Origin of the sequence: Streptomyces sp. NBC_00442 (assembly GCF_036014195.1) — a bacterium.
Classification (GTDB): Bacteria; Actinomycetota; Actinomycetes; order Streptomycetales; family Streptomycetaceae; genus Streptomyces.
The window spans coordinates 6,093,266-6,120,162 of record NZ_CP107918.1 but is presented as its reverse complement, the minus strand read 5'-3'; the positions used below and the strand labels follow the sequence as shown (position 1 = coordinate 6,120,162).

Below are 26,897 nucleotides of genomic sequence, written 5' to 3'. Positions count from 1 at the left end.
CGACGCGGGAACCGGCCACGGTCACCGATGCGCCCGTCCCAGTTCATCTTCCGTTCACTCAGGTTACTTACGTTCGTCCCGCCACTGACGTCGAACGATTGCCTGGGTAAATGGAACACATCACGCTGCTGCTCGCGATTGTGATCGTGACAGCTCTAGTGTTCGATTTCACGAACGGTTTCCACGACACCGCCAACGCGATGGCCACCACCATCTCGACCGGCGCCCTGAAGCCCAAGACGGCGGTCGCCATGTCCGCCGCGCTCAACCTGGTCGGCGCGTTCCTGTCGGTGGAGGTCGCCAAGACGATCTCCGGCGGGATCATCGACGAGAAGGGAATCCGCACCGAGGTCATCTTCGCGGCCCTGGTCGGTGCCATCCTCTGGAATCTCCTGACCTGGCTGCTCGGGCTGCCCTCCAGCTCCTCGCACGCCCTGTTCGGCGGCCTCATCGGCGCCGCGGTGATGTCGGCCGGCTGGTCCTCGGTCAACGGCTCCACCGTCGTCACCAAGGTGCTGCTCCCGGCCGTCGCCGCCCCGATCGTCGCGGGTGTCGCGGCGATGCTGGCCACCAGGCTCACGTACCGGATCAACCGGAACACCGACGAGAAGGCCACCGCCAAGGGCTACCGCGCGGGCCAGATCGCCTCGGCCGGTCTCGTCTCGCTCGCCCACGGCACCAACGACGCCCAGAAGACGATGGGCATCATCACCCTCGCCCTGGTCACCGGCGGTGTGCTGCACCCGGGCGCCAACCCCCCGCTGTGGGTCATCGTCTCGGCCGGTCTGGCCATCGCGATGGGCACCTACCTCGGCGGCTGGCGCATCATCCGCACCATGGGCAAGGGCCTGACCGAACTGCGTCCTCCGCAGGGTTTCGCCGCCCAGACCGGCGCCGCCACCGTCATCCTCGCCTCGTCGCACATCGGCTTCTCGCTCTCCACCACCCAGGTCTGCTCGGGTTCGGTGATGGGCGCGGGCCTCGGCCGCAAGGGCGGTGTGGTCCGCTGGTCCACCGCGACCCGGATGGCCGTCGCCTGGATCCTGACGCTGCCGGCCGCGGCACTCGTCGGCGCCGGAGCGGAGTTCCTCACCCGGCAGGGCACCTGGGGCATCGCGGCCGTCGCGGTCCTCCTGATCGCCGGCTCGGGCGTCATCTGGAAGCTGTCGCGCCGCCAGCCGGTCGACCATCACAGCGTCACCCCCGACGAGGCCCCCGCGGCCGAGCCCGTCGGTGTCGTCACCACCGCGATCGCCGCGGTCGCCCCGCCGCCCACCGCCCTGGCCGTCGCGACCGATCTCAGGGCCACCATCCAGGCCCCGGCCCCCGTCGACCCGCCCACCCCGGCCACGGTCTGACCGGCCGCCGACCAGGTACAGGTAAGGAATCCTCATGCACATCGACTGGGCAGCCCTCGGCTCCGTCTTCGGCGTCAGCCTCGCGGTGACCGTCGGCCTGGTGGGTCTGTTCACCCTCGGCATCGTCGGCCTCACCAAGCGGGAGGCCGCGGCGTCGGGCACCGCGGGCAACGCGGCCATGGCCCGCACCGGCGCGTACGTCTGCTTCGCGCTCTGCGCGGCGGCCGTGGCGTACGGGATCCACCTGATCGTCGCCTGACCCGCACGCACCACACGAACCGCCCCCCGGCTCCGGCCGGGGGGCGGTTCGCCGTGGCGCAGGACACTCTCTCGCGCCGCAGGTCAACGGCAAGTTGACGGCTGTTCTCGCAGCGTGGTGGACTGCACCGGCCAGCTACGGCGGCAGCAGAGGAAGCCGGTGAGAATCCGGCGCGGTCCCGCCACTGTCACCGGGGAGCGATCCCCGTGAGCCAGGAACTCTCACCGCCGGTCACGTCGTACCAGGGCGCGGACACCCTGAGTGAGGACACACCGCCATGCGCGCCTGCCCGTCGAGATCTTCCGGCCCCTTCCGCGACGCCCCGGCGCGCTGATCGTGCGGGCCGATCGCACCTTCGTCTACGGCTCCACGGCCGGACTCATCGGCGACCTCCTGCTCGGCGATCCGCGCCGCGGCCATCCGGTCGCCGCGTTCGGCCGGGCGGCCGGCGCCGTCGAACGCGCCCTGTGGCGCGACCACCGCGGCTGGGGCGCGCTGCACACCGTCGTGTGCGCGGGCGGCGCCGCGGGCCTCGCCGCCCTGCTCTCCCGTGCCGTACGGGAGAGCCCCGTCGCGACCGCCACACTGACCGCCGCCGCGACCTGGAGCGTGGTGGGCGGCACGTCGCTGGGCCGCGAGGCGCGGGCGATCGGCGGGGCTCTGGCCGCGGGCGACGTGGAGTCGGCCCGGGAACGCCTTCCGCACCTGTGCGGGCGCGACCCGCAGTCCCTGGACGCCGACGGCATCGCGCGCGCCGTGGTCGAGTCGGTCGCAGAGAACACGTCGGACGCGGTCGTCGGCGCCCTGGTGTGGGGCGCGTTCGCGGGCGTGCCGGGCCTCGTGGGCTTCCGGGCGGTCAACACCCTGGACGCGATGGTCGGACACAAGTCGGCGAGGTACCGCGGGTACGGCTGGGCCTCGGCGCGCCTGGACGACGTGCTGGGCTGGCCGGGCGCCCGGCTCACCGCCGCCCTCGCGGCGCTCGCGGGCCCCGACTCCCAGGGCGCGGTGCGGGCCTGGCGCGCCGACGCCGGCCGGCATCCGAGCCCCAACGCGGGCCCGGTGGAAGCCGCGTTCGCGGGCGCGCTCGGCGTGCGGCTCGGCGGCACGCTCTCCTACGCCGGGCGCGTCGAGCACCGGCCGGTCCTGAACGCGGCGGGCCGCGCCGTCGAGGTCCGGGACATCGAACGGGCCGTACGGCTCTCGCGCACGGTGAGCGGGCTGACGCTGGCCGCCGCCGTGGTGGCGCGGGCCGCTGTGAGGAAGGGACGTACATGGGTGGCGGGCTGCTGATCGCGGGCACGACATCGGACGCCGGCAAGAGCGTCGTCACGGCCGGGATCTGCCGCTGGCTGGTGCGCCGGGGCATGAAGGTCGCGCCCTTCAAGGGGCAGAACATGTCGCTGAACTCGTTCGTCACGCGCGAGGGCGCGGAGATCGGCCGGGCCCAGGCGATGCAGGCGCAGGCGGCCCGCGTGGAGCCGACCGCGCTCATGAATCCGGTGCTGCTCAAGCCGGGCAGCGACCGCTCGAGCCAGGTCGTCCTCATGGGCAGGCCGGTCGGGGAACTGAGCGCCCGGGGCTATCACGGGGGACGCCAACAGACGCTCCTGGAACCGGTGCTGGACTGCCTCGCGGAGCTTCGGGGCACGTATGACGCCGTGATCTGCGAGGGGGCGGGCAGCCCGGCCGAGATCAACCTGCGGCGCACCGACATCGTCAACATGGGCATCGCGCGGGCCGCCCGGCTGCCCGTGGTCGTGGTCGGCGACGTCGACCGGGGCGGGGTCTTCGCCTCGTTCTTCGGTACGACGGCGCTGCTGAGCCCGGAGGACCAGGCGCTGGTCGCCGGCTACGTCGTCAACAAGTTCCGCGGCGATGTCACGCTCCTTGAGCCCGGCATCGAGATGCTGCGCGGCCTCACCGGACGCCACACGTACGGGATCCTGCCGTACGCCCACGGTCTCGGCATCGACGAGGAGGACGGCCTGCGCGTCTCGATGCGCGGGACCGTGCGGGAGTCGGTGGTGGCGCCGCCGGTCGGCGCGGACGTGCTGCGGGTCGCGGTGTGCGCGGTGCCGCTGATGTCCAACTTCACCGACGTGGACGCGCTCGCGGCCGAGCCCGGCGTGGTCGTGCGGTTCGTGGACCGGCCCGAGGAGCTCACCGACGCCGACCTCGTGGTGGTGCCCGGCACGCGCGGCACGGTCCGCGCCCTGGAGTGGCTGCGCGAGCGCGGTCTCGCTGCGGAGCTCGCCCGGCGCGCGGCGGCCGGCCGCCCGGTGCTCGGGATCTGCGGCGGCTACCAGCTGCTCGGCGAGCACATCGAGGACGACGTCGAGTCGAAGGCGGGCACGGTGGCGGGCCTCGGGCTGCTGCCGGTGCGGGTGCGGTTCGCCGTCGAGAAGACCCTGGCGCGTCCGGCCGGCGAGGCGCTCGGCGAACACGTCGAGGGGTACGAGATCCACCACGGCGTGGCCGAGGTCCTGGGCGGGGAGGCGTTCATGTCCGACGACCGGGGCCACGGCTCGGACGGGTGCCGGGTGGGCGCGGTGTGGGGCACGCACTGGCACGGCTCCCTGGAGAGCGACGGGTTCCGGCGCCGGTTCCTCGAACAGGTCGCACGGGACGCGGGCCGCCGGTTCGTGCCCGCGCCCGACACCTCGTTCGGGGTGCTGCGCGAGGAGCAGCTCGACCGGCTCGGCGACCTGATCGAGGAACACGCCGACACCGACGGCCTGTTGCGCCTGATCGAGCAGGGCCCGCCCGCCGGGCTGCCCTTCATCCCGCCGGGGGCGCCATGACCACCCCGGCGGGCCCCCGGCGTACAGCACTACTCGAAGGAGAGATCAGCACATGAGCACCCGGTATCCGTTCACCGCCGTCGTCGGCATGGACGACCTGCGCCTCGCGCTGCTCCTGAACGCCGTCAGCCCGGCGGTGGGCGGGGTCCTGGTCCGGGGTGAGAAGGGCACCGCGAAGAGCACCGCGGTGCGTGCGCTCGCGGATCTGCTGCCCGAGGTGGCGGTCGTGCCGGGCTGCCGGTTCAGCTGCGACCCCGCGGCGCCGGACCCCGAGTGCCCGGACGGGCCGCACGAGAGCGGGCCCGGCGGCGCCCGCGCGGCACGCATGGTGGAGCTTCCGGTCGGCGCGTCCGAGGACCGTCTGGTGGGCGCGCTCGACATCGAGCGGGCGCTCGGCGAGGGCGTCAAGGCCTTCGAGCCGGGCCTGCTCGCCGACGCCCACCGCGGCATCCTGTACGTCGACGAGGTCAACCTGCTCCACGACCATCTGATCGACCTGCTGCTCGACGCCGCCGCCATGGGATCCTCCTACGTCGAGCGCGAGGGCGTCTCGGTGCGGCACGCCGCGCGCTTCCTGCTCGTCGGCACGATGAACCCCGAAGAGGGCGAGCTGCGGCCGCAGTTGCTCGACCGCTTCGGCCTGACGGTCGAGGTCGCGGCCTCCCGCGAGCCCGAGCGGCGGGTCGAGGTGGTGCGCCGCCGCCTCGCGTACGACGACGACCCGGCCCGCTTCGCCGCGCGCTGGGCCGACGAGGAGGGTGCGCTGCGTCAACGCATCGTGGCGGCACGGGAGTTGCTGCCCTCCGTGGTGCTCGGGGACGCGGTGCTGCTCCAGATCGCCGCGACCTGCGCCGCGTTCGAGGTCGACGGCATGCGCGCCGACCTCGTGATGGCCCGCACCGCGACCGCGCTCGCCGCGTGGGCCGGCCGTACGGAGGTGACGAGCGACGACGTCCGCCAGGCCGCGCTGCTCGCGCTTCCGCACCGGCGCCGGCGCAACCCCTTCGACGCGCCGGGCCTCGACCAGGACAAGCTCGACGAGACCCTGGAGCAGTTCCGGGGCGAGGACCAGGGCGACGACGATCCGGACCCGGGCCCCGGGGGCCCCGACGGCGGTGGCGGGGGCGGCGGGGTGCCGCCGCAGGGCGACTCCCCCGAGAACCCCGCCGAACCACCCGCGGCCCCGGAGAGCCCCGAGCCGTCGGAGGCCCGCGCGTCGTCGGAGGCCCGCGCGTCGTCGGACGCGTCCGACGCGGTGGAGCCGCCCGCCTCCCCCGCCCCGGCGGGTCCGGGCGAGCGCGCCGCGGTGAAGGCCGCCGAGCCGTTCCGTACGAAGATGCTGAGCGTGCCGGGACTCGGCGAGGGCGCGGCGGGCCGACGCTCGCGGGCCCGTACCGACCACGGCAGGACGACCGGTTCGCGCCGGCCCCAAGGGGCGCTCACCAAGCTGCACTTGACGGCGACCGTGCAGGCGGCCGCCCCTCACCAGAAGGCGCGCGGGCGCTCGGGCCGCGGTCTCGTGGTGCGCCGCGACGATCTGCGCCAGGCCACCCGCGAGGGCCGCGAGGGCAACCTCGTGCTCTTCGTGGTGGACGCGTCGGGGTCGATGGCGGCCCGGCAGCGGATGAGCGCGGTCAAGGGCGCGGTGCTCTCGCTGCTCCTGGACGCCTACCAGCGCCGCGACAAGGTGGGACTCGTCACCTTCCGCGGCAAGGACGCCGAGGTGGCGCTTCCGCCCACCTCGTCGGTGGACGCGGCCGCGGCCCGGCTCGAAACGCTGCCGACCGGCGGGCGCACCCCGCTCGCGGCGGGGCTCCTGAAGGCGCACGACGTGCTGCGCGTGGAGCGGCTGCGCGATCCCTCGCGGCGGCCGCTGCTCGTCGTCGTCACCGACGGCCGTGCCACGGGCGGACCCGAGCCGGTGGCGCTCGCCGGGCGGGCCGCCCGGCTGCACGCGGCCGAGGGCACCGCGTCGGTGGTCGTGGACTGCGAGTCGGGAATGGTGCGGCTCGGGCTGGCCGGAGAGCTCGCGCGTGAACTGGGCGGCGCAGCCGTCACGTTGGACGAGTTGCGGGCGGACTCCATCGCCGGCCTCGTCAAGGATGTCCAGGGAACTTCGAGGAGGGCCGCTTAATGCCGCAGGGACAGGTCAGTGTCGTACCCGAGGACGGTCTGACGACTCGTCAGCGTCGCAACAGGCACCTCGTCATGGTGCACACGGGCGTCGGCAAGGGGAAGTCGACCGCGGCGTTCGGGATGGCGCTGCGCGCCTGGAACCAGGGCTGGCCGGTCGGGGTGTTCCAGTTCGTGAAGTCGGCGAAGTGGAAGGTCGGCGAGGAGAACGCGCTGAAGGTGCTCGGGGCGTCCGGCGAGGGCGGCAGCGTCGACTGGCACAAGATGGGCGAGGGCTGGTCGTGGATCCAGCGCGAGACCGCCGAGGGCGAGCCGACGCACGAGGAGAAGGCCCGCGAGGGCTGGGAGCAGGTCAAGCGCGACCTGGCGGCCGAGACGTACAAGTTCTACGTGCTCGACGAGTTCGCGTACCTGCTGCACTGGGGCTGGGTCGACGTGGACGAGGTCGTCTCGGTCCTGCGCGAGCGTCCGGGCACCCAGCACGTGGTCATCACCGGCCGCAACGCCCCCGAGCGGCTGGTCGAGTTCGCGGACCTGGTCACCGACATGTCCAAGGTCAAGCATCCGATGGACGCGGGCCAGAAGGGCCAGCGGGGCATCGAGTGGTAGCACGTCTCGTCATCGCGGCCCCCGCGTCGGGCAGCGGCAAGACCACCGTGGCGACGGGCCTGATGGCCGCGTTCGCGCGCTCCGGGCTCGCCGTGTCCCCGCACAAGGTGGGCCCCGACTACATCGACCCCGGCTACCACTCCCTGGCGACCGGGCGGCCCGGCCGCAACCTCGACGCGTACATGTGCGGGCCCGAGCTGATGGCCCCGCTGTTCGCGCACGGGGCGCGCGGCTGCGACCTCGCCGTGATCGAGGGCGTGATGGGTCTGTACGACGGGGCGAGCGGGCTCGGTGAACTCGCCTCCACCGCCCAGGTGTCCAAGCTGTTGCGCGCGCCCGTGGTCCTCGTCGTGGACGCCTCCTCGCAATCCCGCTCGGTGGCCGCGCTCGTGCACGGCTTCGCGTCGTGGGACCCCGGGGTGCGGATCGGCGGGGTGATCCTCAACAAGGTCGGTTCGGACCGGCACGAGGCGCTGCTGCGCGAGGCGATGGAGGACGTCGGCGTGCCGGTGCTCGGCGCCCTGCGCCGCGCGCCCCAGGTCGACACGCCCTCCCGCCACCTGGGCCTGGTCCCGGTCGCCGAGCGGCGCACGGACGCGGTGGACGCGGTGGCGGCCATGGGGGAGCAGGTGCGGCAGGGCTGCGATCTGGAGGCGCTGCTCGCCCTGGCACGGTCGGCTCCGCCGCTGGGCGCTCAGGCGTGGGACCCGGCCTTCGAATCTCCCCGCCCCGCCCCTTCCCGAAAGTCTCCGGCGGATGGATCGTCGGCCGCGGGCCGGCTCGCACGGGGCTTTGCCCTGGCCCCTGAAGCCGAGACCCACGGTGAGCGAAAGCCCGTCGTCGCCGTCGCCGGCGGCTCCGCGTTCACCTTCTCCTACGCCGAGCACCCCGAGCTGCTCACCGCCGCCGGCGCGGACGTCGTCACCTTCGACCCGCTCAGGGACGAGCAGCTACCGCCCGGCACCAGCGGGTTGGTGATAGGCGGCGGGTTCCCCGAGGTGTACGCCGCCGAGCTGTCCGCCAACGAGCGGCTCCGCAAGGCCGTCGCCGAGCTCGCCCGCTCGGGGGTGCCCGTGGCCGCCGAGTGCGCGGGGCTGCTCTACCTGGCGCGCACGCTCGACGGGCAGCCCATGTGCGGGGTGCTCGACGCCGACGCGCACATGTCGGGCCGCCTCACCCTCGGCTACCGGGAGGCCGTCGCGCTCGGGGACAGCAGCCTGGCCGTCGCCGGGACGCGGCTGCGCGGCCACGAGTTCCACCGCACCGTGATCGAGCCGGGCGCGGGCGCCGACCCCGCGTGGGGCGTGGTGCACCCGGAGCGCCGCGTCGAGGGCTTCGTACAGCGGGGTGTGCACGCGAGCTATCTGCACACGCACTGGGCGGCCCGCCCGGAGCTCACCCTCCGGTTCGCCGGGGCCTGTGCGCGATGACGTGCTCAGCCGGAGACGCCCACCACCAGCCAGATGAAGCCCACGCCCGCGACGGTGAACAGCAGCGTCGACAGGGCGGGGTGCTCGTGGTGGGCCTCGGGGAGGATCTCGGCCGCGGCCAGATACAGCAGGACGCCGCCGAAGAACCCCAGATAGCTGCCCAGCAGCTGCTCCGGAAGGGTGAACAGCAGGGTCGACGCGGCCCCCACCATCGGGGCCAGCGCGTCGGCGAACAGCATCGCGAGCGCCTTGCGCTTCTCGTTCCCGTACAGGCTGGTGATCGTGTACGTGTTGAAGCCGTCGGCGAAGTCGTGGGTGATGACGGCGAGGGCCACCGCCACGCCCATGCCGGCGCCCACCTGGAAGGCGGCGCCGATCGCGATGCCGTCCATCAGGCTGTGCCCGACCATCGCCGACGCGACCGCGACGCCCACCTGGGGCGCCCGGTGCTCACCCGCCCCGTGGGCCGCCTGGCGCACCGCGAGGATCCGCTCGACGACGTGCGCGAAGAGGAAGCCGCCGACGAACAGGAGCAGGGCCCCGGGCACCCCGAAGAGGTCCTCGCCGGCCGCGTCGAGGGCCTCCGGCAGCAGGTCGAGGCCGACCACGCCGAGCATGAGCCCGCCGGCGAGCCCGAGCACCAGGTGGCGCCGGTCGGTGACCCGCTGGGCGGTCCAGCCGCCGACCAGGGTCATCAGGAACGCGCCGAGCGCGACGATTACCGCCATGCGCCCTTGCTAGCCGACGGTGCCGGTACTCCGCATGTTCACGCCTCGCCCCCGCGCCGCCCGCCGGCGCCCTGAGAGGATCCCCGACATGGCCGCCGCCGACGCCGTCCCCCGCGCAGCCGCCCCGCTACCGCCGGGCGCCGGGTCGTGTCTCGTCGTGGGTGTCGGCGCATCGAAGGGGGTCCGTGCCGAGGAGGTGCTCGGGCTGATCGGGGCGGCGCTGGCGCAGGCGGGGCTCGATCCGGGCGAGGTCGCCGAACTGGCCACGCTCGACGGCAAGTCCCGGGAGCCGGGGATCATGGGGGCGGCCGCCCGGCTCGGCGTGCCCGTTCTGGCGTACGCGGCCGACGAGCTCGCGGCCGTCGCGGTGCCGCACGGCTCCCGGGCGGCCCTCGCCGCGGTCGGCACGCCGTCCGTGGCGGAGGCCGCCGCGCTCGCCCGGGGCGGCGAACTGCTCGTGCCCAAGCGGAAGTCGAGCGGTACGGGCCGTGCCGCCATGGCGACGTGTGCGATCGTACGTCGACCCCACCTCCGGCCGTCCGCCGACGGGCGCGACGCACCCCCCACCAGGAGCGAGGAAGCCATGCCCATCCCCACCACCGAGGTCCCACTCGATCTGCGCCACCACGGTGACGCGGAGGTACGCGACGACGGCGGAGAGCTGATCGATCTCGCGGTCAACGTCCGCACCGGCACTCCCCCGGCCTGGCTGCGCGAGCGGATCGCCGACTCGCTGACCGGCCTCGCCTCCTACCCGGACGGCCGGGCCGCGCGCGCGGCGGTCGCGGCGCGGCACGGCGTCCCGGTGGACCGGGTACTCCTGACGGCGGGCGCGGCCGAGGCGTTCGTGCTTCTCGCCCGCGCCCTGACGTTTCGTCATGCGGTGGTGGTGCACCCGCAGTTCACCGAGCCGGAGGCGGCGCTGCGCGACGCGGGGCACGCGGTGCGGCGGGTGCTGTTGCGGGCCGAGGACGGCTTCCGGCTCGATCCCGCGGCCGTGCCCCAGGAGGCGGACCTGGTGGTGGTCGGCAACCCGACCAACCCCACGTCCGTGCTGCACCCGGCCGACGTGCTGAGCCAACTCGCGCGCCCCGGGCGGACGTTGGTGGTGGACGAGGCGTTCATGGACGCGGTGCCGGGTGAGCGTGCGGCGCTGGCGGGCCGCACCGACCTGCCCGGCCTCGTGGTGCTGCGCAGCCTGACCAAGACGTGGGGTCTCGCGGGCCTGCGGATCGGCTACGTGCTGGGTGAGCCGGAGACCGTCGCGGCCCTCCAGCGGGCCCAGCCGCTGTGGCCGGTGTCGGCTCCGGCGCTGGTCGCGGCGGCCGCCTGCATGGAGCCCCGGGCGCTGGCGGAGGCCGAGGCGGCCGCCGTACGCATCGCCGAGGACCGGGCCCACCTTCTGGCGGGGCTCGCCGAGTTCGACGAGGTGAGCGCGGTGGAGGGGGCGGAGGGCCCGTTCGTGCTCGTACGGATCGACGGTGCGGACCGGGTCAGGGAGCGGCTGCGCGGGCTCGGGTTCGCGGCTCGGCGGGGCGACACGTTTCCCGGGCTGGGGCGCGCGTGGCTGCGCGTTGCGGTTCGCGACAGAACCACGACGAACCGCTTCCTCCAGTCCCTGGACCAGGCCCTCACCCTGACCCGCCCCTGACCCCCCGGGGCTCCGCCCCAGACCCCGGTTCGTGCCGAAGGGCGCTCGTCCTCGATCTCCCCCATGGCCGCAAGGGCCAGGGGGGACCCCCATGACAGGCTGAGGATGCCTCCGCCAAGCCCCGTCGGGGGCGCGGGGAACTGCGTGAGCAGTCAGGTGTCGCGCGGCCGGGCGGGGCGAAGGGGGCGGGGGTCGCAGACCCGCGCCCCCGCCCCGCCCACCACGTCAGCCCCGCCCCGCCCGACCTCGTACGCGGGTCAGGACGAGCGCCCCCGCCCCGCCCACGAGCAACACCGCGGCACCCCCCGCGAGGTACGGCGTGGCCGAACTCCCGCCCGTCTCGGCCAGTTTGGTGTCGGCGACGTTCTGCGTCCTGACCCCCGTATCGACCGGCGCCTTGTCCGGGACGGCCGGCGCGCTCGCCTGCGGCTTGGCGGGGGCGGCCTTCGGCGTCCGGCAGGTCGCCTCGGCGAGGGTGACCTCGCCCTTGACGTCGGCGACGTTCAGATGGAGCGGATTGACCGAGACCTTGAGCTGGAGGGCGACGGCCGCGGCGGTCCGCGACGTCGTCGTGGCCTTCGACAGGTCGAGCGTGACCTCGCCGACCCCGGGCACCTGCACGCGCGTGGTGCCGCCCGCCGACAGCGTCACCTTCTTGCCGAGCACGGTCACCGCGCCCAGCACGTTCGACTTGGCGACCGGCGCGCGGCCCGCCTCGCAGACCGCGCTCGACGTCACCTCGCCCACCTCCACGAGGGAGAGCAGCGGGAGGCCGGGCAGATGGAGCCGGGCGTTGACCAGCCGGGTCGAGCCCTCCGCCTTCTTCGCGTCGACGCTCGCCCCGGCCGTGGCCACGTCCGCCTTCAGCACGCTGACGGGCTGCCCGCCGTCGACCCCGTCCAGCTTCACGGTGAGCGCGGTCTTCTCGGCACTCGCCGGGGCCTGCACCTCGTTGAGCGTGGCCTTGAGCGGCACGTCGATCGCCTTGTTGAGCAGGGAGACGTCGAGGCCGGTGCGCAGCACGACGGCGCTCGCCCGGCCGCCGCCGTCGCCCTCGACGCCGGTGGCCCCCGCGGGCGCGGCGAGCAGCAGCGGCCCCGCGGTCAGCGCCACACAGGCCGCGACGGCGACGGAGCGACGGGCCGGGCGGGCGGCCGGACCGTTCGCGGGCAGGCGGAAGTTGTTGCTGTTCAAAATGGTGGAACCCCCACAGGAGACATGGCTGGCCGGGCGCCCGCCACGGGGACTCGTGGGACTCCTGCGAATCGAGGGGCGCACCGGCGACTTGAGACACCGCATCTTTACGCACTGAGAGTGAACTGGCCGTCACACGGCGCCAGTTCATCCCAAAGGGTGGTTTCCGGCCCTGTATTCGATTGTTCCGGCACAGGTGTCCCCACGCGTCACCCCCGCACCCGCCCGGAGCCCCGTACCCCACCTCTCGCCCCGGCGTTCACTCCGGGGGGCACATGAAGACCTTCAACGACCCGTACCCGTCCCGCGTAACGCCCGGTCAACCGGACACCTCGGCCGGGGTCAGCCCACGATCCGGCCGTTGAGCACGATCCGGCTCGGCGCCGCGAGGACGCGGATGTCCGCACGCGGGTCCTCGTCGTAGACCACCAGGTCGGCCGGGGCGCCCTCGTCGAGGGCGGGGCGGCCGAGCCAGGCGCGGGCGCCCCAGGCCGTCGCGGAGAGCGCGTCGAGCGCGGGGATTCCGGCCTTGACCAGTTCGGCCACCTCGGCGGCGACCAGGCCGTGGGCCAGCGAGCCGCCCGCGTCCGTACCGACGAAGACCGGGATCCCGGCGTCGTAGGCCGAGCGCACCGTGTCGTAGCGGCGCTCGTACAACCGCCGCATGTGGGCGGCCCAGTCGGGGAACTTCGCCTCCCCGCCGTCGGCCATGTGCGGGAACGTGGCGATGTTGACCAGGGTCGGCACGATGGCCACGCCGCGCTCGGCGAACAGCGGGACGGTGTCCTCGGTCAGGCCGGTGGCGTGCTCGATGCAGTCGATGCCCGCCTCGACCAGGTCCCTGAGCGAGTCCTCGGCGAAGCAGTGCGCGGTGACGCGGGCGCCGAGCCGGTGCGCCTCGGCGATCGCGGCCTCCACCTCGCCGCGCGGCCAGCAGGCGGCCAGGTCGCCCGCGTCCCGGTCGATCCAGTCGCCGACCAGCTTGACCCAGCCGTCGCCGCGCCGCGCCTCCTGGGCGACGTACGCGACGAGGTCGCCGGGCTCGATCTCGTGGGCGTAATTGCGGATGTAGCGGCGGGTGCGCGCGATGTGCCGGCCCGCCCTGATGATCTTCGGCAGGTCCTCGCGGCCGTCGATCCAGCGGGTGTCGGAGGGCGATCCCGCGTCGCGCACCAGGAGCGTCCCCGCGTCGCGGTCGGTGAGGGCCTGCTTCTCGCTCACCTCGTCGGGAACCGGGCCGTGCTGGTCGAGGCCGACGTGGCAGTGCGCGTCGACCAGGCCCGGCAGCGCCCATCCGGTGACGGTGACGGCCTCGCCCGGCGGCCGCTCGTAGGTGATCCGCCCGTCGACCGCCCACAGCTCCTCCCGCACCTCCTCGGGCCCCGCGAGGACGCGCCCCTTCACATGCAGCACCGTGCGATCGCTCATGGTCAGCACTGTACGAGGCGCTGGGTAGTCTCCATCCAGAGGATCGGACACCCGGCGTGCATCCCGGCGTGCACCCCGATGTCACCCCCGGCCGCCCGATCCCCGATGTGACCCCCGACCCGACCGAAGAAGGCATCGCCGTGACACACCCGCTCCTGGACCTGGCCCCGCTGACCGCCGCCCACTTCGCGGCGATCGAGCGACGGGTGGCCGCCCTGCTCGCCACCGAACAGGACGTGGTGATCATGCAGGGCGAGGCGCTGCTCCCCCTGGAGGGCTGCATCCGGGGCGCGGCGCTTCCCGGCTCCACCGCGCTCAACGTGGTGACCGGTCCCTACGGGCAGACCTTCGGCAACTGGCTGCGCGACTGCGGGGCCGAGGTCGTCGACCTGGAGGTGCCCTTCCACGCGGCGGTCACCGCGGAGCAGATCGACCGTGCGCTCACCGAACGCCCGGAGATCGACTTCGTTTCGCTCGTGCACGCGGAGGCGGCGACCGGCAACACCAACCCGGTCGCGGAGATCGGTGAGGTGGTGCGCCGGCACGGAGCGCTGTTCATGCTGGACGCGGTGGCCTCGGTGGCCGCCGAGCCGCTCCTGGTCGACGCCTGGGGCGTGGACCTGTGTGTGATCGGCGGACAGAAGGCGATGGGCGGCCCGGCCGGCGTCTCGGCGGTTTCCGTCAGCGCCCGCGCCTGGGAGCGGATCGCCGCCAACCCGAAGGCGCCCCGCCACTCCTACCTCTCGCTCCTGGACTGGAAGCAGCGCTGGATCGACGGCGGCCGCACGGCCCTGCCGCACGCGCCGGCCCAGCTGGAGATGCTGGCCCTCGAGGCGTGCGTGGAGCGCATCGACTCCGAGGGCCTGGCCGCGGTGACGGCCCGGCACGCCTCGGCCGCGGCGGCGACCCGGGCGGGCGCCCTCGCGCTCGGCGGCGGCCTTCTCCCCTACGTGCACGAGGCCGCGGACGCCGCCCCGGTGGCCACGACCCTGCGCGTGCCCGACGCGGTCGATGCCGGGGAGCTGGTCGCCAAGGCTCTCGCCGCCGACCCGTCGCTGCCCCTGATCGCGGGCGGCGGGGCACTGGCGACGACGATGGTCCGGGTCAACCACTACGGCGTGGACGCCACGAGGGGCGTGGTCCAGTCGTCGCTCGCCGCGCTCGGGGCGGCGCTGGGTGAATACGGGATCGCGGTGGACCTGGAGGGCGCCCGCAGGGCCGTTTCCGAAGCGTGGTGACACCTGGGCGGCGATCCTCCGGCACTTCCTCGGACACATAAAGCTGGACACATAAAGAACAACTGAATTCCACAATGCGTTCCACAGAACGGGAAGCCGCTTATCCACTGCGGCTTCCCGTTTTCTTCTGCCCCGGCCCCGCGGCCCTAAACGCACAGGTTTCATCAAGGTTTCCGGCACGCCGCGCGGGTGTGATCGACTCCACAACCCTTCCTTTTTGTCCGGTAATTACCGGACAAACCGGCTCGCGTGCATGCTCGCGTGATAACACGGATCTCCTCGATGCACACCCCCCGACGGGAATGCGATTTCAATTTCTGATCGGTAAATTCCCTCGGCATGACCGCCGCACAAACAGCAGTCCGAATCGAAAGCCCACGAGTGGAGGACGGAGCCGCGATATGGCGCATCGCCCGTGACTCCGAGGTGCTCGACCTCAACTCCTCGTACAGCTATCTGCTCTGGTGCCGTGACTTCGCCCGGACCTCCGTGGTGGCCCGCGGCACCGACGGTGAGCCGATCGCGTTCATCACCGGCTACGTACGGCCCGAACGACCGGACACCCTGGTCGTCTGGCAGGTCGCCGTGGACCACGCCCACCGGGGCGAGGGTCTGGCCGGACTGCTGCTGGAAGCGCTCACCTCGAAGGTGACCAACTCGCACGGGATCACCCGCGTCGAGACGACGGTGTCGCCGGACAACATCCCCTCCGACCGGCTCTTCACCTCGTACGCCACGCGCCGCGGCGCCCTGCTCAGCCGCGAGGTCCTCTTCGACGCCGGGCTGTTTCCGGACGACGGGCACCAGCCCGAGGTCCTTTACCGCATCGGCCCCCTCCACCCCCAGGGAGAATCGCTGTGACCATCACCCCGCCCGCCCTCAGTGTCTTCGAGTCGCTCGAATCCGAGGTACGCAGCTACTGCCGCGGCTGGCCCGCCGTGTTCGACCGCGCGCAGGGTGCCCGCCTCACCGACGAGGACGGCCACAGCTACCTGGACTTCTTCGCCGGTGCCGGCTCACTCAACTACGGGCACAACAACCCCGTGATGAAACGGGCGTTGATCGACTACATCGAGCGTGACGGCATCACGCACGGCCTCGACATGGCGACGACCGCGAAACGGGCGTTCCTGGAGACGTTCCAGAACGTGATCCTGCGCCCGCGCGACCTGCCGTACAAGGTCATGTTCCCCGGCCCGACGGGCACCAACGCCGTCGAGGCGGCGCTGAAGCTGGCCCGCAAGGTCAAGGGCCGCGAGTCGATCGTGTCCTTCACCAACGCCTTCCACGGCATGTCGCTCGGCTCGCTCGCCGTGACCGGCAACGCCTTCAAGCGGGCCGGCGCGGGCGTCCCCCTGGTGCACGGCACGCCGATGCCGTTCGACAACTACCTCGACGGCCAGGTCCCGGACTTCCTGTGGTTCGAGCGGCTCCTGGAGGACCAGGGCTCGGGCCTCAACAAGCCGGCCGCCGTGATCGTGGAGACCGTGCAGGGCGAGGGCGGCATCAACGTGGCCCGGCCCGAGTGGCTGCGCGCGCTCGCCGACCTGTGCCACCGCCGCGACATGCTGCTCATCGTCGACGACATCCAGATGGGCTGCGGCCGCACCGGCGCCTTCTTCTCCTTCGAGGAGGCGGGCATCGTGCCGGACATCGTCACCGTCTCCAAGTCGATCAGCGGCTACGGACTCCCGCTCTCGCTCTGCCTGTTCAAGGGCGAGCTCGACGTGTGGGAGCCCGGCGAGCACAACGGCACCTTCCGCGGCAACAACCCGGCGTTCGTCACCGCGACCGCCACGCTCGAGGCGTACTGGGCCGACGGCGGGCAGATGGAGAAGCACACCCTGGCGCGTGGCGAGCAGATCGAGCAGGCCCTGCTCGCGCTGTGCACCGAGCACAGCGGGCTCGGTGCCAGCTACCGCGGCCGCGGTCTGGTGTGGGGCCTGGAGTTCGCCGACCCGGCGCGCGCCTCCGAGGTCTGCGCCCGCGCCTTCGAGCTGGGGCTTCTCCTGGAGACCTCGGGTCCCAAGAGCGAGGTGGTCAAGATGCTTCCGCCGCTGACCATCACGCAGGAGGAGCTGGACGAGGGGCTGCGCACGCTGGCCCGCGCGGTCGCCGCGACCGTCTGACCCGCCCCGCCGCCCGGCGCACCGGCGCATCCGCACGGACGTGCACCGCCGTACACCGACGTACACAGAAAGGCAGCAACTCACCGTGATTGTCCGCTCGTTCAAGGACATCGAGAACACCGACCGCCATGTGAAGGCCGCCTCAGGCACGTGGGAGAGCAAGCGGATCGTCCTCGCGAAGGAGAAGGTCGGCTTCTCCCTGCACGAGACCGTGCTCTACGCGGGCACCGAGACCTCCATGTGGTACGCCAACCACATCGAGGCGGTCCTGTGCACCGAGGGCGAGGCCGAGCTCACCAACGAGGAGACCGGCGAGACCCACTGGATCGAGCCGGGCACGATGTATCTCCTGAACGGCCACGAGCGCCACACCCTGCGCCCCAAGACCGACTTCCGCTGCGTCTGCGTCTTCAACCCGCCCGTCACCGGACGGGAGGACCACGACGAGAACGGCGTCTACCCCCTGTTGACCGAACCCGAGGAGGGCTGACCATGACCGCCCAGGATCTCTACCCCACGCGTGGCGCCGCCGAGGTGATCACACCCCGCCAGGACCCGGTCGTCTGGGGACCGGCGGCCGGGCTCGAATCCTTCGAGCAGGACGGCTTCCTGTCGATCCAGGATCTGCTCACGGACGACGAAGTCGCGGTCTACCGGACCGAGTTGGAGCGCCTGATCGCCGACCCCGCGGTGCGCGCCGACGAGCGGTCGATCATCGAACCGCAGTCGCAGTCCGTGCGTTCGGTCTTCGAGGTCCACAAGATCAGCGAGCTGTTCGCGCGCCTGGTGCGTGACGAGCGCGTGGTGGGTACGGCGCGGCGGATCCTCGGTTCGGACGTCTACGTCCACCAGTCGCGGATCAACGTGAAGCCGGGCTTCGGCGCCTCGGGCTTCTACTGGCACTCGGACTTCGAGACGTGGCACGCCGAGGACGGTCTGGCGAACATGCGGACGGTGTCGGTCTCGATCGCGCTGACCGAGAACCACGACACCAACGGCGGCCTGATGATCATGCCCGGGTCGCACCGGGACTTCCTCGGCTGCGCGGGCGAGACGCCGAAGGACAACTACAAGAAGTCCCTGCAGATGCAGGACGCGGGAACGCCGTCCGACGAGGCGCTCACGAAGATGGCCGACCGCCACGGCATCAGGCTGTTCACCGGCCGCGCCGGCTCGGCGACCTGGTTCGACTGCAACGCGATGCACGGCTCCGGGGACAACATCACCCCGTTCCCGCGCAGCAACGTGTTCATCGTCTTCAACAGCGTGGAGAACACCGCGGTGGAGCCGTTCGCCGCACCGATCCGGCGCCCGGAGTTCATCGGTGCGCGGGACTTCACGCCGGTGATGTGAGACCGGTGCACTGAACGCCGGCGCACTGCACCCCGGCGACGTGAACGCAGGTGATGTGAACGACCTCCAGGCCGGGGGTCCGGGGCCGCCCCCTGGACCCCCGGCCTGGGGGCCGTCCCGGCACCGTCCACAGAGATCGTTGGTACGGTCGCCCCATGTCCATGGTTGATGAACCTTCCCGAACTCCCGTCACCGCCGCCGATGTGGAGCACGCGGTTCGGCTGTCCGTCACCGCGCTGCGGGCCGGGCTCGCGGCGGACTGGAGCGCGAAGGCGGGAACGCTGGAGTGGGACTGCTGGGAGACGGTCGAACACCTCTCGGACGACCTCTTCGCCTACGCCGTACAGATGGGCCCGGCCCAGCCCCCGCTGGACGGCGAGGTGCCGTACCTGTGGGAGGCCAGGCGTCCCGGCGGCCCCCGCAACTCGGTGCACGCGGACCGCGCCGCGGGGCCGGCCGGGCTCCTGCAGACCCTGGAGGCGAGCGGCGCCCTGCTCACCGCGATGGTGCGCACCACGTCGCCCGACGTACGCGCCTACCACGGCTTCGGCATCTCGGATCCCGAGGGGTTCGGCGCGATGGGCATCGTGGAAACCTTGCTGCACACCCAGGACGTGGCCGAGGGCCTCGGCCTGACGTGGGCGCCGCCCGCCGGACTGTGCGACCGGGTACTGGCCCGGCTGTTCCGGGACGTGCCGGACGACCAGGACCGCTGGCAGGTGCTGCTGTGGGCCAGTGGCCGCGCGGACCTGCCGGGGCGGTCCCGCCCGGACTCGTGGCGCTGGTACGGCGAGCCGCTCAGCTCCGGTGCAGCCACACTCTGAGCGGCCCCGCGGGGGTGAAGCCCGCGCGCAGGGCGGCCGTGAGGTCGTCGCCGCTCTCGTAGCCGACGACCGCGCGCCCCGGCCAGGCGCGGGCGACGGTGTCCAGAGCGCCGGCCCATGCCGCGTCCAGGTCGTCGTCGGCGGCGAAGAGGTTGGAGATCCCGACGACCGCTCCGCTCGTGCCGGCGACCGCCCCGCTCGTGCCGGCGACGGCTCCGCTTCTGCTGGCGACGGCCCCCGCGCGCACCGCTCCCCGCGGGTCGCGGTCCACCAGGAAGGCGTGGTCCGGGGCGGCAAGCAGGTCCGCCGGGAAGAGGCCTTCGCTCTCCCCCCGCGCCCAGGCCGCCTCCCATGCGATCAACTCGCCCTCGTCCAGCACGAGTTGCCATCCCTCACCGGCGGCCTCGGGGGCCGGTCGATGGATCCACTGCGCGTCGAAGAGGACGTCGAAGCCGTCGTCGCTCAGGTCGAGCGCCGCGAAGCTGTCCTTGACCGAGGCGCCGGGTGACGTGAGGTCGATTCCGCCGACGACGTCCTGGGCCGAGGCATCGGGGGTGAGGGTCACTGCGTCCGGATAGTAGAGCGGGGTCCGGTGCGGGCTGGTCCAGGCCCGCGCCCCGGCGTGGCCGGTGATGCCGTGCGCCCGGCAGAGCGCGGCGCACCACGCGGCGTTGTTGCGGGCGGCTTCGCGCGCCGGCTCCGTGGGGTCGGTGTCGATGATCACGGCGCGATCCTCCACCGCCGGGCCGGGCCGCGACCAGCGAATTGCGTGCGCCGCACCCGTCAGGCGTGCGACGTCACGCGCCGGACACCTCGGGTGTCGGACGTCAGGCGTCGAGCGCGGGGTAGTCCAGGTAGCCGCGGTCGTCGCCGCCGAAGAACGTCGACACGTCCGGGGTGTTGAAGGGGCCGCCTGCCGCGAGCCGGGCCGGGAGGTCGGGGTTGGCGAGGAAGAGCGCTCCGTAGGAGACGAGGTCGGCGGTGCCGTCCTCGATCAGGGTGAGCGCGGCGGGCCCGGTCGGGCCTTCGGTGGCGGCGTTGAGGATCAGTACGCCCGAGAACGCCTTGCGCAGCCGGAGCGTCAACTCCCGCTGTTCCGGGGCGGCTTCGAGCAGATGCAGATAGGCGAGGCCGAGCGGTTCGAGGGCGTCGACCAGTGCCGTGTAGAGGGCCTGCGGCTCGGGCTCCTCGATGCCGTTGTACGGGTTGCCCGGCGACAGGCGGATCGCGGTGCGCTCGGGGCCGATCTCGGCGGCGACGGCCTTGGTGACCTCGACCGCGAAGCGGATGCGGCCCTCGACGGAGCCGCCCCAGCCGTCGTCGCGCACGTTGCTGTTGGGCGCGAGGAACTGGTGGATGAGGTAGCCGTTGGCGCCGTGCAGTTCGACGCCGTCGAAGCCCGCGTCGACCGCGTTGCGCGCGGCGGTGGCGAACTCGCCGATGGTGACGAGGATCTGGTCCTCGCTCAGCGCCTGCGGCGTGATGAACGGCTTCGGGCCCTCGTGGGTGTAGACCTGCCCTTCGGCTGCCACCGCCGAAGGGGCCACATTGATCAGGCCGTCGGGCAGCAGGTCCGGGTGGCCGATCCGGCCGGCGTGCATGATCTGGGCGAAGATCCGGCCGCCCTTGGCGTGCACGGCGTCGGTGACCTTGCGCCAGGCGGCGACCTGCTCGGCGCTGTGCAGACCGGGGGTGTCGGGGTAGCCCTGGCCGACCGGGGAGGGCTGGACACCCTCGGTGATGACGAGCCCGGCGGACGCGCGCTGAGCGTAGTACTCGGCCATCGACGCGGTCGGCGTGTGCCCCGGGCCGTGTGCCCGGCTGCGGGTCATCGGCGCCAGGGCGATGCGGTTGGCGAGCCGGGTGCCGGCCAGGTCGATCGGGTCGAATGCGGTGGTCACAGCGGCCTCCAAGGAGACGAACGGGGAGAAGGGGAGATCACGAACATGCGGTCGGCAAAATATGTGGTCGGCCAAGTATTGGCGCCGGGAGTCACTGTAACGCATTGATTGGCCGACCAAGGTAATCTTGCGGGCATGACCTCCGACGACCCCGTCTGTCCCGATTACGCCCATCTGCCGAGCGCCGCGCGCGGCGGTCCGTTCAGCCGCGCGGTGTCCCGGGTGGCCCGGCTGCACCGCATCGCGGCGGGCAGGCAGCTGCGCTGCATCGGGCTCTACCCGGGGCAGGAGCTCCTGATGATGCACCTGTGGGACGCGGGGGCGACCCGCCAGTCCCAGCTGATCAAGCTGCTCGAACTGGATCCGTCGACGGTGACGAAGATGCTCCAGCGTCTGGAGCAGGCGGGCTACGTGCGGCGCACCCCGGATCCCAAGGACCGGCGCGCCTCGCTCGTCGAGGCCACCGACGACGGCTGCGTCCTGCACGAGCGGGTGCGTGACGCCTGGACGGAGCTGGAGGAGCAGACACTGGCCGGCCTCGATGCGGATGAACGGGCTGAGCTGACACGGCTGTTGGGCAAGGTGGAGGAGAACCTGTGCCGCTCGGCCGGCGACGAGGCGGCCTGCGGGACCTGAGCCGGGCCGGTCAGCGGGCGGGCAGCAGAGCGAGCAGCCGGTCCACGTCCTGGCCCGACGTGTAGTAGTGGAACGCGGCGCGCAAGTTGCCCGCACGGTTGGAGAGTTCGATGCCGGAACGGCTCAACTCCTCCTGAACATGGCCGAGTCGGGGGACCGAGACGATCGCCGAGCCGGGCGCGGCCACCGCCTCGTACCCGAGCGGGGCGAGCCCGGCGCGGAAGCGGTCGGCGAGCGCGGTGTTGTGGGCGTGGACGCGTTCGATGCCGAGCTCCTCCAGGAGCGCCAGGGAGTGCCGGGCCCCGGTGTAGGAGAAGAGCGCGGGGCTCTCGTCGAACCGCCGGGCGGAGTGGGCGAGCTCCTCGACGGGGCCGTAGCAGCTGTCCCAGGGGTGCTCGCCGGCCACCCAGCCGGCGAAGACGGGGGTCAGCTCGCCGAGGTCGTCGGGGACGGTGAAGAAGGCGACCCCGCGCGGGCCGGTCAGCCACTTGAAGCCGACGGTCACCGTGTAGTCGAACGCGCCGGCGTCCACCGGGCACCAGCCCGCGCCCTGGGACACGTCGACCAGGGTCCGGGCGCCGTGGGCACGGGCGGCGTCACGGATCGCGTCGAGATCGGCGATGCGTCCGTCGGCCGACTGCACCGCGCTGACCGCGACCAGCGCGGTGCCCGGCCGCACCGCCTGCGCGAGTCCCTCCAGCGGGGCGGTGCGCACCTTCAGGTCGCGGCGCACGTGGAACGGGTTGACCACCGAGCTGAAGTCGGCCTCCGCGACGAGGACCTCGGAGCCCTCGGGCAGCGACGTGGCGACGAGTCCGGCGTAGACGGCGACGGACGCGCCACACGCGACGCGCCGCACGGGCACCTCGACGAGGCGGGCGTAGGCGGCGCGGGCGGCCTCCACGTCACCGAACATGTCGGTCGGGCGCCCGGCGGCCGCGGCGACGATGGCTTCGTTCATCGCCGCCACGGTCCGGGCCGGCAGCAGCCCGGTGCTCGCGGTGTTGAGGTAGGTGGTCTTCGGGGCGAATTCGCCGGGCGCGAGGGAGTCCAGTTCCATGCGGTCCAGCCTGAATCCCCGGCAACCTCACGTCAATTGGGCAACATTGACGCATACCCCCAAGCAGGTCTTATGCATCGGCCGGGCCGTCCCGCGACTCAGCGGGGAACCTCGCACCCGTCCGGACCACAGGCGTCGGCGCCGTCGCCCTCCCCCGCGATGACCGCAAGGGCCGGGGTGTGCTCCTGCCAGGCCTGTTCGAGGGCGCGCGTGAAGACCTCGGAGGGCTGGCCGCCCGAGATGCCGTACTTCCGGTCGAGCACGAAGAACGGGACGGCGTTGGCGCCGAGCTCGGCCGCCTCGCGCTCGTCGGCGCGCACCTCGTCGGCGTACGCGTTCTCGTCGCCGATGACCGCCTGGACCTCGTCCGCGTCCAGACCGGCCAGGACCGCGATCTCCGCCAGGACCGCGGCGTCGAAGACGGAACGCTCCTCGGCGAAGTTGACCCGGTAGGCGAGGTCGAGCAGCTCGCCCTGGCGGCCGCGGGCCTTGGCCAGGTGCAGGAGCCGGTGGATGTCGAAGGTGTTGCCGTGGTCACGGCCCTCGGCCAGGTAGCCGAGCCCCTCGGCGTGCGCGTGGGAGGCGACGTTCTCCTCCATCGCGCGGGCCTCCTCGATGGTCCGCCCGTACTTCTTGGCCAGCATCGGAATCACCGGCCCGACCTCCCCCTTGGCCCGGCCGGGGTCGAGCTCGAAGGAGCGGTGCACCACCTCGACGTCGTCGCGGTGGGCGAAGCCCGCCAGGCCCTTCTCGAAGCGGGCCTTGCCGATGTAGCACCAGGGGCAGGCGATGTCGCTCCAGATCTCGACGCGCATGTCACTTCTCTCAGATTGTTGAAGCCCGTACGACCCGCTACAACACGTACCGCCCCCCACCCCATTCCCAGCGGGCGCCCCTGCGCACCCGGCGTTACTGCTCCGTCTCCGAAGCGCCCTCGCCGAGGTGGGCTCCCCTGTGCCTGGCTGCCGCCGCCAGCCAGTCGCGGTAGCGCGTCGGGGCGAGGTGCGCGCCGCCGGGTGCGGTGAGGGCGCCGCCGGATGCGGTGGCGAAGGGGCCGGCGTCGGCGTCGGTCAGGACGGTGCGGGCGGCGCCGAGGGCGGTGAGGGTGAGCGCGCCGAGCTCGTCCAGGGCCAGGACGTCGGGGCCGGCGACGTCGCGCACCCCCTGGAGCGGAGCGCCGGCGGCGATGTCGGCGACGACGCGGGCGGCGTCGGCGGCGGCGACGGGCTGCAACGGGACAGGGGGCAGTCGCACCGTGTCGCCCTCGGTGGTCCAGGACATGATGGCGTCGACGTACTCGAAGAACTGGGTGGCGCGGACGATGGAGTACGGGACCGGTCCTGCCCTGAACAGGCCCTCCTGGAGGACCTTGGCCCGGTAGTAGCCGAGGTCGGGCACGCGGTCCACGCCCACGATGGACAGCAGGACGGCGTGCCGGACACCGGCCTGCGCGGCCGCGGCGAGGAGGTTCGCGGTCGCGGTCCGGAAGAATTCCGCGGCGGTGTCGTCCGCGGCGGGCGACTGCGTCGCGTCGATGACGACGTCGGCGCCGGCCAGCGCCGGGGCGAGCCCTTCGCCGGTGAGGAGGTCCACGCCGGTGGAGCGTGCGTGCGGGAGGGCCTCGTGGCCGTCCTCGACCAGCCTCTCCACGATCGTGGAACCGATCAGCCCGGTTCCGCCGAGCACTGCGCATCTCATGTCGCACCTTCCTGGCAGGGTCGTTCGGGGTGGGGTGAAGTGAACGGGCACCGGTCAGCCGAAGATCGCGGTGGGTTCGCCGACGAACCAGGTGTTGTCGATGACGAGGCGCCGGACGACCCAGCGGTCGCCGTCGCGGACCAGGTCGACGTCGTAGGGGTTCTTAAGGAGCGCGTACCGGGCGCGGTCCGCGACGAGCAGGTGCTGGGCTTCCACCAGGGCGGTGAGGCGGGCGGTGTCGCCGTCGACGGTGATCCGCGGGTTGGTGACCTGGTGGGTGGTGTCCACGCGGCCGGCGAACATGCCCAGGATGGTGGTGACGATGGTGTCGCGTCCCGACATCAGCGGCGGCTCGGCTCCCCACTTGGCGGCGGCCGGGCGGAAGTCCAGCTCGGCGTCCGCGGCGAAGGCCGAGGCGAACAGTTCCTCGTCCTTGAGGTCCTGGCCCAGGCCGAAGCGGTAGAGCGCGTCGATGATCTCCGTACGGTCCCTGAGTTCCGCGAGCACCGCGGCGCTGTCATCGGCGGGGGCGGTCAGGGCGCGGTCGCGGGTGACGTACATGATGTTCTCCAGTGCAGGTCAGGTGGTCTTTCCGACGCCTTTGATCCTGCTGCGGGAACAAGGGGGGCATCAACGCGCATCCGCGCAACGATCGTTGAGCCCCGGTTGACGACGGAGGGGTTGCGGGGATGTTGGAGCGGTACGAGCTGGAGGCGTTCTTGACGCTCTCCGAGGAGTTGCACTTCGGCCGTACCGGCGAGCGGCTCCGCCTGTCCACGGCCCGGGTCAGTCAGACCATCGCCAAGCTGGAGCGGCGCATCGGCGTGCCGCTGTTCCACCGCACCAGCCGCCGGGTCGAACTCTCGCCGGTGGGACGGCAGTTGTACGAGGATGTCCGGCCCGCCTGGGACCGGATCGCCGACGCCGTCGAGCGGGCCGTCGATGCCGGGCGCGGCCTGACCGGACTGCTGCGGGTCGCCTTCTCCGGGCCGGCCGCGGGCCAGCTGCTGGTCGGGGCGACGCAGACGTTCCGCACCCGGCACCCCGAGTGCGACGTCCAGATCCGCGAAGCCCGCCCGCAGGACATTCTGCCGTGGCTGCGCGGCGGTGCGGTGGACACCGTACTGACCAGCCGTCCGGTGCGGGCGGAGGGCATCGTCATGGGCCCGGTCCTGGTGCGGGAAGCACGCATGCTCGCCGTGCCGGCAGGCCATCCCCTCGCCCGCCGAACCGCCGTCCGCGAGGAGGACCTGGCCCGCGTCACCGTGCTGGAGATCGCCGAGACGCCGCCGGACTCCCCGCGCGACGACCACCGGCCGCGCCGGACCCCGGCCGGGCACCCCCTCGCACCCGCCCCGTCGGCCACGACGTTCACCGAGTTGCTGACGCTCGTCGGCGCGGGCGAGGGAGTCGCGTCCGTAGGCGCCCACGCCAGACGCTACTTCGCCCGCCCCGACGTCGCGTACGTCCCCTTCAGCGACGCCGCACCGGTGGAATGGGGCCTGATATGGCTCGCCGACGGCACCACCGCCCGCGTCCGGGCCTTCGGCAAGGCCGCACTCGACGTGGTGCGGGGGACTGTGCCAAGCCCCTGAACCTACCGGCGCTCCGGCCGCCGTCCGACGGGGACCCGGTCCGTGAAGGTCAGCGACAGGTGATCCCGGAGGCGCCGATAGCCGAGCCGTTGGTAGAGCGCGTTGCTGGTCGGGTTGGCGAGATCCGTGAAGAGCACCACGTGACCGGCGCCACGGCCCTGGGCCAGCCGCGTCGCGGCGGATGTGGCCGCCGCCGCGTAACCGTGGCCTCGCAGCTCGGGCGGCGTGTAGACGGGGCCGATCCGGGCGTGGCCGGCCAGTACCGCGGAGGTGGCTGCCAGGGAAACCGGTCCCTCGGCCTCGGCCTCCCAGAGAACCAGTTGACCGGCGGCGATCCGACGGGCGGCGAGTTCGCCGACGTGCTGGCCGGACGAGAGACCCGCCTCCGTCGAGAAGGCTTCCAGCCACGCCGTCAGGAGCGGCAGATCCGCCATCGCCGCGATCCTGGCCCGCCCCGCGACCGACGTCGGCCCGGTCAGCTCGGCCAGGCCGAACAGCCGCTCCGCGCGCTCCACCTCGTAAGGCCCCCAGGCCCGTCCGAAAGCGAGCGCGGCGTCGCTCTCCCCGTTGACGCCGTTGACGCCCGTCGGCGAGATCCCGCGCAGCTCCCCTGCCAGCTCACGGGCAGCTTCCGGGGGCATGGGGCCGAGCAGCGGCGGGAAGGGCGGCGTTTGCAGGAAGGCCCCGGCAACCGTCCCACCGCAGACCCACCATCCCGAGCGGATCTCCGGCCACACCCCGGCACGGGCTGTCTCCGAGACGGTCAGGAGCACGGACGAGCGGGCCGGGTCCGCCGCCAACAACCCGCCGGCAGCCTTGCGGAACATCTCGATGTCGTCGGTCAGATGCCACGTCATGGCGCCCATGGT

At 72.8% G+C, this 26,897-nt stretch carries 26 protein-coding genes and 1 riboswitch; of the genes, 16 read left to right on the top strand and 10 right to left on the bottom strand.

Annotated elements, in window-relative coordinates:
- Positions 1-110 precede the first annotated feature (110 nt).
- The 7 genes from OG432_RS27395 to OG432_RS27365 all read left to right on the top strand — a co-directional run bounded on the left by OG432_RS27395 (position 111) and on the right by OG432_RS27365 (position 8,593).
- Positions 111-1,358, top strand: coding sequence for an inorganic phosphate transporter (locus OG432_RS27395; RefSeq protein WP_328313629.1), 1,248 nt, complete (start codon positions 111-113; stop codon positions 1,356-1,358).
- Positions 1,359-1,392: 34 nt separating this feature from the next.
- Positions 1,393-1,617, top strand: a complete 225-nt coding sequence (locus OG432_RS27390; protein WP_328313628.1) for a hypothetical protein — start codon at positions 1,393-1,395, stop codon at positions 1,615-1,617.
- Positions 1,618-1,718: 101 nt separating this feature from the next.
- Positions 1,719-1,857, top strand: a riboswitch (cobalamin riboswitch).
- Positions 1,858-1,953: 96 nt separating this feature from the next.
- Positions 1,954-2,910, top strand: a complete 957-nt coding sequence (locus OG432_RS27385; protein WP_328315262.1) for a cobalamin biosynthesis protein — start codon at positions 1,954-1,956, stop codon at positions 2,908-2,910.
- On the top strand, positions 2,892-4,421 hold the full coding sequence (locus OG432_RS27380; protein ID WP_328313627.1) for a cobyric acid synthase: 1,530 nt from the start codon (positions 2,892-2,894) through the stop codon (positions 4,419-4,421). Before OG432_RS27385 ends, OG432_RS27380 begins: the two co-directional genes overlap by 19 nt.
- Before the next feature lie 52 nt (positions 4,422-4,473).
- On the top strand, positions 4,474-6,555 hold the full coding sequence (locus tag OG432_RS27375; protein WP_328313626.1) for a putative cobaltochelatase: 2,082 nt from the start codon (positions 4,474-4,476) through the stop codon (positions 6,553-6,555).
- Positions 6,555-7,163, top strand: a complete 609-nt coding sequence (gene cobO / locus OG432_RS27370) for a cob(I)yrinic acid a,c-diamide adenosyltransferase (protein WP_328313625.1) — start codon at positions 6,555-6,557, stop codon at positions 7,161-7,163. Before OG432_RS27375 ends, cobO begins: the two co-directional genes overlap by 1 nt.
- Positions 7,157-8,593 (top strand): cobyrinate a,c-diamide synthase, encoded by a 1,437-nt coding sequence (locus OG432_RS27365; RefSeq protein ID WP_328313624.1) that lies wholly within the window; start codon positions 7,157-7,159, stop codon positions 8,591-8,593. Before cobO ends, OG432_RS27365 begins: the two co-directional genes overlap by 7 nt.
- A 5-nt stretch (positions 8,594-8,598) precedes the next feature.
- On the opposite strand, the gene OG432_RS27360 is transcribed toward OG432_RS27365, so the two are convergent.
- Positions 8,599-9,321: a ZIP family metal transporter gene (locus tag OG432_RS27360; RefSeq protein ID WP_328313623.1), complete on the bottom strand. Its 723-nt coding sequence runs from the start codon at positions 9,319-9,321 to the stop codon at positions 8,599-8,601.
- Between the two features lie 88 nt (positions 9,322-9,409).
- On the opposite strand from OG432_RS27360, the gene cobC reads away from it, so the two are divergent.
- Complete coding sequence (gene cobC / locus OG432_RS27355; RefSeq protein WP_328313622.1) at positions 9,410-10,972, top strand: Rv2231c family pyridoxal phosphate-dependent protein CobC; 1,563 nt, start codon at positions 9,410-9,412, stop codon at positions 10,970-10,972.
- A gap of 225 nt (positions 10,973-11,197) precedes the next feature.
- Here cobC and OG432_RS27350 read toward each other — a convergent pair whose 3' ends face one another.
- Together OG432_RS27350 and OG432_RS27345 are read right to left on the bottom strand one after the other, a co-directional pair.
- Complete coding sequence (locus OG432_RS27350; RefSeq protein WP_328313621.1) at positions 11,198-12,166, bottom strand: SCO1860 family LAETG-anchored protein; 969 nt, start codon at positions 12,164-12,166, stop codon at positions 11,198-11,200.
- Between the two features lie 342 nt (positions 12,167-12,508).
- Positions 12,509-13,594 carry an amidohydrolase family protein gene (locus tag OG432_RS27345; RefSeq protein WP_328313620.1) on the bottom strand — a complete coding sequence of 362 codons (1,086 nt, stop codon included), beginning with the start codon at positions 13,592-13,594 and terminating at the stop codon, positions 12,509-12,511.
- Positions 13,595-13,734: 140 nt separating this feature from the next.
- Between OG432_RS27345 and OG432_RS27340 the strand changes: the two genes are divergently transcribed.
- The 6 genes from OG432_RS27340 to OG432_RS27315 all read left to right on the top strand — a co-directional run bounded on the left by OG432_RS27340 (position 13,735) and on the right by OG432_RS27315 (position 19,138).
- On the top strand, positions 13,735-14,832 hold the full coding sequence (locus OG432_RS27340) for a pyridoxal-phosphate-dependent aminotransferase family protein (protein ID WP_328315261.1): 1,098 nt from the start codon (positions 13,735-13,737) through the stop codon (positions 14,830-14,832).
- Between the two features lie 339 nt (positions 14,833-15,171).
- Complete coding sequence (ectA, locus tag OG432_RS27335) at positions 15,172-15,693, top strand: diaminobutyrate acetyltransferase (protein ID WP_328313619.1); 522 nt, start codon at positions 15,172-15,174, stop codon at positions 15,691-15,693.
- Positions 15,690-16,961 (top strand): diaminobutyrate--2-oxoglutarate transaminase, encoded by a 1,272-nt coding sequence (gene ectB / locus OG432_RS27330; RefSeq protein ID WP_328313618.1) that lies wholly within the window; start codon positions 15,690-15,692, stop codon positions 16,959-16,961. The genes ectA and ectB overlap by 4 nt, the downstream gene beginning before the upstream one ends.
- Positions 16,962-17,046: 85 nt before the next feature.
- Complete coding sequence (locus tag OG432_RS27325) at positions 17,047-17,451, top strand: ectoine synthase (RefSeq protein WP_100574374.1); 405 nt, start codon at positions 17,047-17,049, stop codon at positions 17,449-17,451.
- A 2-nt stretch (positions 17,452-17,453) separates the two neighbouring features.
- Complete coding sequence (gene thpD / locus OG432_RS27320; protein ID WP_328313617.1) at positions 17,454-18,314, top strand: ectoine hydroxylase; 861 nt, start codon at positions 17,454-17,456, stop codon at positions 18,312-18,314.
- A 155-nt stretch (positions 18,315-18,469) separates the two neighbouring features.
- Entirely contained in the window at positions 18,470-19,138 is a 669-nt protein-coding gene (locus OG432_RS27315) for a hypothetical protein (RefSeq protein WP_328313616.1), read from the top strand.
- Here OG432_RS27315 and OG432_RS27310 read toward each other — a convergent pair.
- Positions 19,113-19,856 carry a hypothetical protein gene (locus OG432_RS27310; RefSeq protein WP_443058612.1) on the bottom strand — a complete coding sequence of 248 codons (744 nt, stop codon included), beginning with the start codon at positions 19,854-19,856 and terminating at the stop codon, positions 19,113-19,115. The genes OG432_RS27315 and OG432_RS27310 overlap by 26 nt on opposite strands.
- Before the next feature lie 109 nt (positions 19,857-19,965).
- The gene (locus OG432_RS27305) at positions 19,966-21,039 is read right to left on the bottom strand and encodes an alkene reductase (RefSeq protein WP_328313614.1); all 1,074 of its coding nucleotides are present in this window, start codon (positions 21,037-21,039) and stop codon (positions 19,966-19,968) included.
- 135 nt (positions 21,040-21,174) lie between these two features.
- Here OG432_RS27305 and OG432_RS27300 point away from each other — a divergent pair, with 135 nt between their 5' ends.
- A complete protein-coding gene (locus tag OG432_RS27300) occupies positions 21,175-21,675 on the top strand; it encodes a MarR family winged helix-turn-helix transcriptional regulator (RefSeq protein WP_328313613.1) in 501 nt (166 codons plus the stop codon).
- A 10-nt stretch (positions 21,676-21,685) separates the two neighbouring features.
- Here OG432_RS27300 and OG432_RS27295 read toward each other — a convergent pair whose 3' ends face one another.
- From OG432_RS27295 to OG432_RS27280, 4 genes are all read right to left on the bottom strand, one after another.
- Positions 21,686-22,735: an aminotransferase class V-fold PLP-dependent enzyme gene (locus tag OG432_RS27295; RefSeq protein ID WP_328313612.1), complete on the bottom strand. Its 1,050-nt coding sequence runs from the start codon at positions 22,733-22,735 to the stop codon at positions 21,686-21,688.
- 98 nt (positions 22,736-22,833) lie between these two features.
- Positions 22,834-23,550 carry a DsbA family oxidoreductase gene (locus OG432_RS27290; protein ID WP_328313611.1) on the bottom strand — a complete coding sequence of 239 codons (717 nt, stop codon included), beginning with the start codon at positions 23,548-23,550 and terminating at the stop codon, positions 22,834-22,836.
- A 94-nt stretch (positions 23,551-23,644) separates the two neighbouring features.
- Entirely contained in the window at positions 23,645-24,433 is a 789-nt protein-coding gene (locus OG432_RS27285; protein WP_328313610.1) for an SDR family oxidoreductase, read from the bottom strand.
- Positions 24,434-24,487: 54 nt separating this feature from the next.
- On the bottom strand, positions 24,488-24,994 hold the full coding sequence (locus OG432_RS27280) for a nuclear transport factor 2 family protein (protein WP_328313609.1): 507 nt from the start codon (positions 24,992-24,994) through the stop codon (positions 24,488-24,490).
- A gap of 128 nt (positions 24,995-25,122) precedes the next feature.
- Between OG432_RS27280 and OG432_RS27275 the strand changes: the two genes are divergently transcribed.
- The gene (locus tag OG432_RS27275; protein WP_328313608.1) at positions 25,123-26,028 is read left to right on the top strand and encodes a LysR family transcriptional regulator; all 906 of its coding nucleotides are present in this window, start codon (positions 25,123-25,125) and stop codon (positions 26,026-26,028) included.
- Between the two features lie 2 nt (positions 26,029-26,030).
- Here the strand turns inward: OG432_RS27275 and OG432_RS27270 are convergent, their stop codons facing one another.
- Complete coding sequence (locus OG432_RS27270; RefSeq protein ID WP_328313607.1) at positions 26,031-26,885, bottom strand: GNAT family N-acetyltransferase; 855 nt, start codon at positions 26,883-26,885, stop codon at positions 26,031-26,033.
- Positions 26,886-26,897: the final 12 nt, after the last annotated feature.